2 protein-coding genes are annotated in these 1,871 nt (G+C 49.2%); both read right to left on the bottom strand.

Annotation, left to right across the window (positions count from 1 at the left end; translation table 11 throughout):
• Positions 1-21: 21 nt before the first annotated feature.
• On the bottom strand, positions 22-1,566 hold the full coding sequence (locus ACYC56_RS14440; protein ID WP_461374872.1) for a DHA2 family efflux MFS transporter permease subunit: 1,545 nt from the start codon (positions 1,564-1,566) through the stop codon (positions 22-24).
• A 7-nt stretch (positions 1,567-1,573) separates the two neighbouring features.
• Positions 1,574-1,871: HlyD family secretion protein (locus ACYC56_RS14435; RefSeq protein ID WP_461374871.1), on the bottom strand; the 298-nt coding region annotated here is incomplete at its 5' end.

The following is a 1,871-nucleotide window of genomic DNA, read 5'->3' as shown; positions in this document are numbered from 1 at the left end:
GGCCGATGTCCCTTAAAAACATTACTTAAAGGATGACAACCGGTCATCTTTAATGAACAGGGCCAGAGGAACGGAGACAAAAAAAAGTATGGAAACCAGGAAGTAAATATGGTTAAAGGAAAGCATACTCGCCTGCCTCACAACGATTCCCCCAATAGCCTTAAGCGCCCTATTATCCGCACCCAGTTGGTCAAAGCCTTGAGCATAAAAATAGGATGAGAATTTTAACAATAATTCGGAAGTACTATCTCTATAAACATTTATCTTCTCGACCAGCACCGCCCTATACCAGGTTTCTCCCCGGCTCAGCAGGGTCGCGGCTACGGCGATGCCGATGCTGCCAAATACCTGCCGGATGACCGTGTAAAGCCCGGTCGCAGCAGGCAAGAGCGGTTTTTCGATAGTAGATAAAGCCGCGGTGCTTAACGAGGTGAATATGAGCCCGAATCCGCTTCCCTGTAGAAACTGGGGGAAAAATATATCCCAATATCCGACGGAGAGGGAGAGGCGCGAAAATTGATAGAATGAAACACCGGTCATAAAAAGCCCCGTCCCTATCAACCATCTAGGCCCCGTCTTGTTATAAAGCCTGCCGCCAATAGGCATAGCGATGAGCATGGCAATGCTCCTCGGCAAGACCATCAGACCTGAATTGAAAGCCGGATAATTCAGAAGTTGCTGCAAAAAGAGGGGGAGGGTGAAAAGACCCCCCATGAGCCCCATGCCGAGGAGACCACCGAGAAAAGTTCCTGTGCTGAAATTGATATCCTTCAGGATTCGCAGATTAACCGCCGGTTTATCGGTAGTCAATTCCCGCCAGATAAACAGCAGAAAACCTATAATGGAGGTCAAGGCCAGATATTTAATTAAATTTGATGAAAACCAATTTTCCAGATTGCCTTTTTCCAAAAAAATCTGAAAGGCTCCAAGGCCGAAGGCCATGAACAGCAAGCCGGGGAAATCCATCTTCCCTTTTTCCTGGACCAGATATGGCGGATCTTTTATGTACCGCATGACTAAAAGGATGTTGATGATTCCGATAGGAACATTGATATAAAAGACCCAGGGCCAGGAATAATTATCGGTAATCCATCCTCCGAGGGTTGGGGCCAATGCCGGACCCAACATAACCCCAAACCCATAAACGCCCATGGCCTTGGCCTGCTCTTCGGGGGGAAAGGTTTCCCTCAAGACGGCCATGGACGTAGGTATGAGGGCGCCGCCGCCTATTCCCTGAATAAGACGAAAGAATACTAAGGAGTTCAAATTCCAGGCCAGTCCACAAAGCATGGAGGAAATGGTAAAAAGCAATACGGAAATGTTCAGGAAACGCTTACGTCCTAACCGGGAACTGAGCATGGCCACAATGGGCATGATGATGACGCTGGAGAGAATATAACCAGTCGCCACCCACGATATCTCCTCGACGGAGGCGCTGACAGAGGCCCTTATGTGGGGAAGGGCGACATTAACGATGCTGCAGTCCATGGCCGCCATAATAGTTCCGGTCATCACCGTTATGGCGATCATCCACTTGTTAACTGCACCTTCGTGTTGTTCGTCCACAGGACCTCTATTTGGGGGAGAGTTTGGACCCGGTTGGACGGCTCACATCTACGTCGGGAACAACGGACATGCCGGGCCATAAGGGATGATCCGGGTCAAAAGGATTATCAATAACGATTTTCACCGGGATACGTTGTACCACTTTGATAAAATTACCAGTGGCATTCTCCGGAGGAAGCAGGCTGAAGACCGAACCCGTGCCGGGTTGCAGGCTGTCGATATGTCCTTTGAACACCTTGCCGGGATAGGCGTCGACTTTTATGTCAACCGGCTGGCCCACCGTCATTTTCTTGATTTGAGTTTCC

The organism is Candidatus Aquicultor sp. (assembly GCF_054640775.1).
Note: the sequence above shows the minus strand (reverse complement) of the source record. Positions and strands in the feature narration are given on the sequence as shown.